Annotated in this window: 8 protein-coding genes and 1 pseudogene; all 9 read left to right on the top strand. The window is 45.5% G+C overall.

Annotated features, from left to right (window positions below; genetic code table 11):
* Positions 1-203 (top strand): annotated as a pseudogene (locus G493_RS34110) (IS701 family transposase); the annotation flags it as partial.
* Positions 204-257: 54 nt separating this feature from the next.
* Positions 258-1,265: an NAD-dependent epimerase/dehydratase family protein gene (locus tag G493_RS0121730; RefSeq protein WP_232363814.1), complete on the top strand. Its 1,008-nt coding sequence runs from the start codon at positions 258-260 to the stop codon at positions 1,263-1,265.
* Between the two features lie 657 nt (positions 1,266-1,922).
* Positions 1,923-2,354 carry an ATP synthase F0 subunit B gene (locus G493_RS0121725; RefSeq protein WP_028582067.1) on the top strand — a complete coding sequence of 144 codons (432 nt, stop codon included), beginning with the start codon at positions 1,923-1,925 and terminating at the stop codon, positions 2,352-2,354.
* Positions 2,351-3,100, top strand: a complete 750-nt coding sequence (locus G493_RS30680; RefSeq protein ID WP_051309774.1) for a F0F1 ATP synthase subunit B family protein — start codon at positions 2,351-2,353, stop codon at positions 3,098-3,100. Before G493_RS0121725 ends, G493_RS30680 begins: the two co-directional genes overlap by 4 nt.
* The gene (locus G493_RS0121715) at positions 3,097-3,645 is read left to right on the top strand and encodes a F0F1 ATP synthase subunit delta (protein ID WP_028582066.1); all 549 of its coding nucleotides are present in this window, start codon (positions 3,097-3,099) and stop codon (positions 3,643-3,645) included. Before G493_RS30680 ends, G493_RS0121715 begins: the two co-directional genes overlap by 4 nt.
* A 4-nt stretch (positions 3,646-3,649) precedes the next feature.
* On the top strand, positions 3,650-5,173 hold the full coding sequence (atpA, locus tag G493_RS0121710) for a F0F1 ATP synthase subunit alpha (protein WP_028582065.1): 1,524 nt from the start codon (positions 3,650-3,652) through the stop codon (positions 5,171-5,173).
* Between the two features lie 22 nt (positions 5,174-5,195).
* Positions 5,196-6,077, top strand: a complete 882-nt coding sequence (gene atpG / locus G493_RS0121705; RefSeq protein ID WP_028582064.1) for an ATP synthase F1 subunit gamma — start codon at positions 5,196-5,198, stop codon at positions 6,075-6,077.
* Between the two features lie 46 nt (positions 6,078-6,123).
* Positions 6,124-7,545, top strand: a complete 1,422-nt coding sequence (atpD, locus tag G493_RS0121700; RefSeq protein WP_028582063.1) for a F0F1 ATP synthase subunit beta — start codon at positions 6,124-6,126, stop codon at positions 7,543-7,545.
* 29 nt (positions 7,546-7,574) lie between these two features.
* The gene (locus tag G493_RS0121695; protein WP_028582062.1) at positions 7,575-7,991 is read left to right on the top strand and encodes a F0F1 ATP synthase subunit epsilon; all 417 of its coding nucleotides are present in this window, start codon (positions 7,575-7,577) and stop codon (positions 7,989-7,991) included.
* Positions 7,992-8,571: the final 580 nt, after the last annotated feature.

The raw sequence follows: 8,571 nt of genomic DNA, 5'->3' as shown, positions 1-8,571 counted from the left end.
TGACATGGGTTTATGCGGCTCGACTGCAAAAGGCGCCCGATCGCAAATATAAAGTTCGCGGCCGTTCCGGATTTGCATTTTCAGATGTCCGAAGAATTATAGCTGAGGCCGCATTGAGTGAGGATTTTCAATCGATTTGCCCGTTACCGAGGCAAAAGACGCAAAAATCTTTTGTCAGAACACTGCTACGCATGGTCGCGTAGGGGAACCGGGATCGGCGATGTGATAATTTCCAGGAAACTTTAGTTGAGAATGCGATGATGAAAAAAATAATGGTCACTGGTGGCGGTGGCTTTATTGGCCACGCCTTGGTCCAAAAACTTGTCTCTCTTGGATTGGATGTTCGGGTGATGGGAAGAAATCGATACCCTTACCTTGAGCAACTTGGTGTGGACTGTATACAGGGAGATATCTGCGATCCTGAATCAATATTGCAGGCCACTGCCGGGGTTGATACTGTCTTTCACGTAGCTGCTAAGGCAGGAATGTGGGGCCAACGGGCTGATTTTTTTGCTGCCAATGTACAGGGAACACGCAATGTACTTGATAGTTGTCTTGCTAATACTGTTCCGGTGTTAGTGTACACTTCAACTCCGTCTGTGGTTTTTGACAGCAATAATATTGAAAACGGAAACGAGGAATTACCCTATGCCAAACGTCCATTATGTCATTATGCAGCCAGCAAAATAGAAGCGGAAAAGCTTGTGCTTGGTGAAAACAATCATGCTTTGCGGACTTGTGCAATACGACCCCATCTCGTTTGGGGACCAGGTGATAATCATCTGATTCCAAGAATTATTGAGCGAGGACGCAAAGGGCAACTTAAAATTGTTGGTGATGGAAAAAATAGAGTCGATATCACCTATATTGATAACGTCGTTCATGCTCATATCCTGGCTGCACAAAATCTGCATAGCACCGCCAGTGCTGATCGCGAGGCATTTTTTATTGGTCAGAAAGAGCCGGTTTTTCTCTGGGAATGGGTTAATACCTTATTTAGGGAATTGGGAATTCGACCGGTTAGTAAAAAAGTACCGTATCCAGTTGCGTATTGTGTCGGAGGTATTCTTGAGGGGCTTTATGACCTCGTGCGCAACCCTGATGAGCCTAAAATGACCCGTTTTATTGCCCAGCAGTTAGCGAAATCTCATTGGTTCAGTCATGAAAAAGCTGAAAGGTTGCTAGGCTATTCAGAGTTGGTATCAACCTCTACCGGGTTGCAGTGCCTGATTGATTCTCTACGATCCAGAGATGCAGCAAGGTAAGTTGCATGGCATCTCACAGACTGGTTCTGCAGTCAATAAAACCTTCCTTCTGCTCACACAGTGATACGTTTAGGCAAGAAAAAAGTTGGATCATTGCCTAATGTCCTTTGGACTTCGTGAATCGGTTGAACCTTTCACGGGATAGAGCATTTGTAGTACATGCACTGAACTTCCATCATTCTGGGATATTTATTGACGGTGGCAACCCCCGTATCCCGTCCAGTCTTTTTAAGGTTACTGGCGTGGTTTTTGAATGTTGCCCGCAAGCGAAACCGGTTACTGTTTGTAGAACTATGTACTCTTTTATTGTAAAAAAACGTTTATATAGATGGTTAGTACATGGTTTGCAAATGTTGAGTGCAATTACCTGGTGAGTCTGTCACTGGTCTTTTTTGAGACCAAGGGCAAAGTGTGATTTTTTTTAATTCGGAAAATCATGTATATGGAGTGAGCTTGTGGGGCGAAAAACCTGTCCGTTAGGAAAAATGGTCTATTCTGGGCTCGGACTAACAAGCGTAACTGAAAAAACCCATAAGTTTTATTTAAAAAGGTTTGACAGTAGTGTCATTTTTCAGTAGTAATCCTGATCGTGATATGAACCGCCATTCACTATGTTTGGCTCTCTGGTGCCTTTTTCTGTAGCGAGGAGTAGTAGATATGATTTCAATTGATATTACGATGGTGATACACATCATCAACATGATTGTGTTGATGTTTGTACTCAATGCTATTCTGTACAAACCGGTGCTGGGAATCCTGGAAAAGCGAAAGCAAAAAATGGATTCTCTCAGTAACGAAGTTGTTGAAATGGAACAACGAGCGAGGCATCGCCAGGCAGAGTTGGATAAGAAAATGCGTGAGGCGAGCAATAAGGCGAAAAAAGCGCTGGATACAGCCAGGGAAACAGCCCAGGCAGCCGGTGCAGAGAAACTTGCTGCTATTCGTGCTGAAGCAAGCAGCGAGAAAGAGCAGAAGCTGGCTGAAATTCGTTCGCAGATTGATAGCGCGAGAGAAGATCTGCAAGCGAAAACGGAAATTTTTGCCAAGGACATGGCCGGAAAGATACTTGGGAGGAGTCTGGAAGCATGAGATCGCGTATTGTTGGAACATTATTGCCGATTTTGATGATGGTGCTGGTAGTTGGCACTGCGTCATCGGTACTCGCCTCTGCACAAGCACATGGAGATGATGCTCACGCAGTAGCAGCTGCCCATAATGAGCAGGCTGTTCATGAGGCTACCCATGAGGATGACGCTGGAGCACTGACAGCTACACACGAAGAGCCTACTGCACATCAGGCAGAAGTACATGCTGAAGAAGGTCATGGCGAAGCCCACGGAGGTTCTCTCTCCCCTGCAAAGTTGAAAGATCTTTTCTGGCGGGCAGTTAACTTCTTAGCTTTGCTTGTACTGTTGGTTTACTTTCTTAACAAACCAATTGTCAGTGGATTAAGCGGCCGCCAGAAACAAATAAAAGAAGAACTTGAAACTCTGGAAGCGCAAAAAGAAGAAGCTCAGGCGGAGTATGCTTCGTTTGAGTCTCGTCTTGCCGGCATGGAAAAAGAAATGGAAAGTGTAGTCGCACGTGCCATTGCCCAGGCTGAGAATGAAAAACAACGCATACTGGATGAAGCTGAACGTGCTGCAGAAGATATTAAGCGCAATGCAGAGGCTTCCATTCTCGCTGAAGTTGAAGAGGCTAAGAGGCTGTTACGAGACGAAGTTGCTGAAAAGGCAACCGCGATGGCTGAGGAGATAATCGCTAAGAATCTAACCAGTGATGATCAGGTGGCGATTACTGAACAGTTCCTTGAAAGAGTAGGTGCGGTACAGTGAGAAATACAATACTAGCACGCCGATATGCAAAGGCGCTCTTTTCGCTCGGGAAAGAGCAGGGTAAAATAGACAATTACAGTGAAATCCTGAACGCGATCGCCAGCCTTTACGATGATAGTGCTGCCAATGTTGGGGATGCGCTCACAAACCCACTTTATCCCCTTGATGCCAGGCAAAAAGTCATGGCCAAGATTGCTGAATCCGTTAAAGCTGATACTCTTATGACAGGATTTCTCAATTTGTTGGTCGATAAAAAACGAGCCGGTATTCTGCCCGATATTGCGTATGAAATGCAAGTGATGGTCGACAAGGATCAGAACATCAGTCACGGGTCTGTAGTATCTGCCGTTGAATTAGATGCATCTCTGCAGAATAAAATTCAAGATACTTTAGAAAAAATAACAGGAAATAAAGTTATACTTAAGACCGAGGTCGACCCGTCTATCATAGGAGGCATCATCGCAAAGGTCGGTGATCTGGTACTGGACGGAAGTATAAGGACACAACTTAATGGATTAAAAGAATCTATCAAGGGGAGAGAATAGTCAAATGCAGATCAAAGCCGAAGAAATTAGCCAGATTATTAAGGACCAAATCGCTGGCTACGAAAGTGATGTCGACTTGAAAGAAACAGGAACAGTTCTTTCGGTAGGTGACGGTATTGCCCGTGTGTATGGTGTTGAAAACTGCCAGGCCATGGAGTTGTTGGAATTTCCTGGTGGTATTTTTGGACTCGCTCTTAACCTTGAGGAAGATAACGTAGGTTGTGCTGTCCTTGGTGATGTTCGTGACATTAAAGAAGGTGACATCGTAAAACGTACCGGTCGTATTGCAGAGGTACCTGTCGGTCCGGAGATGGAAGGTCGGGTAGTTGACGGTATTGGACAGCCTATAGATGGTAAGGGACCGCTTGAGGCCAAAGAAAGCCGTAAAATAGAAGTCCTCGCTCCTGGTGTTATTGCCAGAAAGGGTGTTCACGAACCATGCTACACAGGAGCTAAAGCTGTAGATGCTATGACTCCAGTAGGTAAGGGACAGCGTGAGCTCGTAATTGGTGACCGCCAGATCGGAAAGACTGCTCTTTGTGTAGATGCGATCATTGCTCAGAAAGAGACGGATGTACATTGTATTTATGTGGCTATCGGTCAGAAAAAATCCACTGTCGCGCTGGTAGTTGAAGCTCTGCGTAAACATGGTGCTATGGAATATACCACTGTTGTTGCGGCCTGCGCATCTGACCCTGCACCAATGCAGTATGTTTCCGCTTTTGCCGGTTGTGCCATGGGTGAGTATTTTCGCGATAAAGGGGAGCATGCATTGATCATCTATGACGATCTCTCCAAACAGGCTGTATCTTATCGTGAGCTTTCTCTGCTTCTTCGTCGTCCTCCTGGACGTGAAGCGTATCCTGGTGATATTTTCTTTAACCACTCTCGATTGCTCGAACGTGCTGCAAAAGTAAGTGACGAACTCGGTGCTGGCTCTCTCACCGCATTGCCTATTATTGAGACACAGGCTGGTGACGTATCTGCATTTATCCCCACAAACGTTATCTCCATTACTGACGGACAGGTTTATCTTGAACCTAACCTCTTTTTTGCCGGTGTCCGACCAGCAATTAACGTTGGTCTTTCTGTAAGCCGTGTTGGTGGTTCTGCCCAGGTAAAAGCAATGAAGCAGGTTGCTGGTACCCTTCGTCTCGATCTCGCTCAATATCGTGAGCTTGCCGCCTTTGCCAGCTTCGGATCGGATCTTGATGCAGCTACTCAGGCCCAGTTGACCAGGGGTGAGCGTCTTGTTGAAATTCTGAAACAGCCTCAGTATCAACCACTGCCAATGGAAAAACAGGTCACAATTATTTTTGCCGGTACCAAAGGCTTTCTGGATCAGTTCCCTGTAGATGTCCTTGCTGACTATGAGCAGGAGCTTTACGGCTACATTGAAGCGAACGAACCAGCCATTTTTGCTGAATTGAAAGAAAAACAAGCTTTTTCTCCTGAACTTGAGGAGAAATTGAAAAAGACTCTTACCACATTCGGCGAAACCTTTAAGGCTACTAAAGGCCTGAACTAGTAGATACAAGGACACGTAGCTCATGCCTGGATTAAAGGATGTCAAAGACCAAATTAGTGGTGTTAAAAAGACTGCTCAAATAACCAAGGCCATGAATATGGTTGCCTCTGCAAAACTCAGAGGCGCCCAAGATAAGATGGAATCCTTTCGCCCTTATGCAGAAAAATTTGCAGAAGCGATGAGGGACCTTTCCAGCGGCATGGAAGGCAGCGACCTTCCGTTGATGGAAGTTCGAGACGTCAAAACCGTTGAGATCGTTGTAGTAACATCTGATCGAGGGTTGTGCGGTAGTTTTAATGCAAACATTGTGAAAGCAGCTGAGAAGCTGGCTAAGCAATACGAAGCTGAGGGTAAAAACGTTAGCTTTGTAACCATTGGTAAAAAAGCTTATCAGGTGTTACGACGAACTGGAAATGTACGTGCTTCCTATAGCGACATTATGAGTTCGTTCCAAATGTTTAACGCCAGAGAAATTTCCCAGGGGATTACCGAAGCCTTTTTAAATGGTGATTCTGATCGAGTGGACCTTATTTACGGAAAGTTCCACTCAGTTGCTGTACAGAAACCTGAGACTGAAGAGCTTTTACCAATCAAGGCTGTGGAAGCAGAAGGTGAAGAGGCTGCCGTTGAAAACGGTGCCACAGGATCCTATATATACGAACCAGATCCTAATGAAATAATGGAAGCACTTCTTCCACTTCACCTGAATGTCCAAGTATATCGCGCCATGCTTGAAGTCGGCGCCAGTGAGCACGCTGCTCGTATGGCTGCCATGGATAAGGCAACCAATGCATGTAAAGATATCATTAAGGAACTTACACAGTTGTATAACAAAGCTCGTCAGGCTGCCGTTACTAACGAGTTGATGGATATTGTCGGTGGTGCTGAGGCGCTTAAAGGCTAACGAGATACCGGAAGGTATGTTATTCAGATAGAGGAGGCCATTTCAAATGGGTGATTCGAGAGTTGGTAAAATTATACAGGTTATTGGACCTGTTGTTGACGTAGAGTTTGAACCAGGCGACCTGCCTGATATTATGAACGCACTGCTTATCAGCAATCCTGTTATTGATGATACAGAAGGAAATCTTGTCTGTGAAGTTGCACAGCATCTTGGTGACAACGTAGTACGTACAGTTGCTATGGACCAGACCGATGGTTTGGTTCGCGGTATGCCTGCTGTTGATTCAGGTGCCCCAATCACAATTCCTGTTGGTGCGGCATCACTTGGTCGTATTATGAACGTCGTTGGTCGTCCTGTTGACGGCATGGGTGAAATTTCTTCCGAAAAGACCATGTCCATTCATAGACCAGCTCCAGCGTTTACTGAGCAGGATACAGAAGTTAACGTTCTGGAAACCGGTATTAAGGTTATTGACTTGCTTGTTCCATTTCCACGTGGTGGTAAAATGGGTCTCTTCGGCGGTGCTGGTTGTGGTAAGACCGTTATCATGATGGAGATGGTTAACAATATCGCCATGCAGCACGGTGGTATTTCCGTATTCTGTGGCGTTGGTGAGCGTACCCGTGAAGGAAACGATCTTTACAACGAAATGAAAGAGTCCGGCGTATTGCCTAAGGCCGCACTCGTTTACGGGCAGATGACAGAACCTCCTGGAGCACGATCTCGTGTTGCTCTGACAGGATTGACTGCGGCTGAATATTTCCGTGATGAAGAGGGACAGGACGTACTTTTCTTCGTGGATAACATCTTCCGTTTTACTCAGGCTGGTTCTGAGGTTTCCGCTCTTCTTGGTCGTATTCCATCTGCTGTTGGTTATCAGCCAACACTTGCAACTGACCTTGGTGCACTTCAGGAGCGTATTACCTCGACCACAAAAGGTTCCATTACCGCTGTACAGTGCGTATACGTGCCTGCGGACGACTTGACTGACCCTGCTCCAGCTACAACCTTTGCTCATCTTGACGGTACTGTTGTACTTTCGCGTCAAATCTCTGAGCTCGGTATTTATCCTGCTGTTGACCCTCTGGACTCAACCTCTCGTATCCTTGATCCTAATGTGGTTGGTGAGGAACACTACTCTGTTGCTCGTGGTGTTCAGGTTGCACTGCAGAAATACAAAGAATTGCAGGATATTATTGCGATTCTTGGTATGGAAGAGCTTTCTGAAGAAGATCAGCTTACCGTTGCCCGGGCACGAAAAGTTCAACGTTTTCTGTCTCAGCCTTTCCATGTAGCTGAGGTATTTACCGGTTTTCCAGGTAAATACGTAAAGGTTGAAGACACAGTCCGCAGCTTCAAGGAAATTCTTGAAGGAAAACATGATGACCTGCCAGAAAGTGCTTTCTATATGGTTGGCAGCATTGAAGAGGCTGTTCAGAAGGCTAGTGGCCAGAAGGCTGAAGCCTAATCTCGAGACTGCTGAACTGAGGTATACCCATGGCACAGATTCATCTCGAAGTAGTAACTCCGTCAGGCCCTGTTGTCAGCGATGATGTGGACATCGTTACTGCACCTGGTGTCGGTGGGGAGTTTGGCGTGCTGGCCAACCATGCGCCATTTTTAAGTACCATTAAGACTGGTACTTTAAGCTTCAAAAAAGATAAACAAGCCAAATACTTAATGGTTAGTGGCGGTTTTTCTGAAGTATCTAATAATAAAATCACTTTCTTGGTTGAAAGTGCGGAATACGGTAATGATATTGATGTTGATAGAGCTCTGAAAGCCAAAGAACGTGCAGAACAGCGTTTGGCAAAAGCTGCCCAATCAACAGAAAAGCTTAATCGTGTACGTGCTGAAGCTGCTCTGCAACGAGCTATCGCTCGATTACGTGCGGCTGAGCTCTCAAAAAGTTGATAGCTTTACGCAACCACAAGTGCTGAAAGGCTGCCCCTGAGGGGCAGCCTTTTTTATTTCATAATCACTGCTTATAGGGATGCTTACTTAGACCAGATTTCTCACGAGTATATTTTGTACTAGATGTGAGGCACATGGTATGCAACCGTAGAGAACTAGCGGAGTTTGCGGCTTACCTGCAAATGCTCGGTAACAAAGCTGGCATTGTAAAATCTGCACGCCCCATTGGGGGACTCATTTAAATTTCTCTGAAAACCAGTCTGTCTTTAGGAATGTTTAGCAAGCACCCTTATTGCAAGCAGGTAACATGTATTCAAGCAAGTCATGAGAGATGCGAGATCGCAACTCTTCTCTATTTGTTACTGTTTACAGGGAGTCTGAGTTTTACATAAGCAGCGTCGCACAGCCTATTTGGGCTATAGGTACAGGTGGATCGCGAAAACATCAGATGCACTAAGAGAACTTACATCTCGTATAGCTTGGTGCACGCCAATGGCAGTTCCAATGTCATGGTTTTATCAATTTGCTTTCACTTAACCCAAGTTCGTGACGCTGGATCACAATTTATCGTAAATACAGA

This window comes from Desulfogranum japonicum DSM 18378 (assembly GCF_000429945.1).
Taxonomy (GTDB): Bacteria; Desulfobacterota; Desulfobulbia; order Desulfobulbales; family Desulfobulbaceae; genus Desulfogranum; species Desulfogranum japonicum.
The sequence above is the reverse complement of the archived record's forward strand: the minus strand, read 5'-3'. Positions and strand labels throughout refer to the sequence as shown.

Bases quoted from the DNA above. Each gene is read 5' to 3' on its own strand.
- G493_RS0121725 (WP_028582067.1), top strand. From the start codon at position 1,923: ATGATTTCAATTGATATTACGATGGTGATACACATCATCAACATGATT.
- atpD (WP_028582063.1), top strand. From the start codon at position 6,124: ATGGGTGATTCGAGAGTTGGTAAAATTATACAGGTTATTGGACCTGTT.
- G493_RS0121730 (WP_232363814.1), top strand. From the start codon at position 258: ATGATGAAAAAAATAATGGTCACTGGTGGCGGTGGCTTTATTGGCCAC.
- G493_RS30680 (WP_051309774.1), top strand. From the start codon at position 2,351: ATGAGATCGCGTATTGTTGGAACATTATTGCCGATTTTGATGATGGTG.
- atpG (WP_028582064.1), top strand. From the start codon at position 5,196: ATGCCTGGATTAAAGGATGTCAAAGACCAAATTAGTGGTGTTAAAAAG.
- G493_RS0121695 (WP_028582062.1), top strand. From the start codon at position 7,575: ATGGCACAGATTCATCTCGAAGTAGTAACTCCGTCAGGCCCTGTTGTC.
- atpA (WP_028582065.1), top strand. From the start codon at position 3,650: ATGCAGATCAAAGCCGAAGAAATTAGCCAGATTATTAAGGACCAAATC.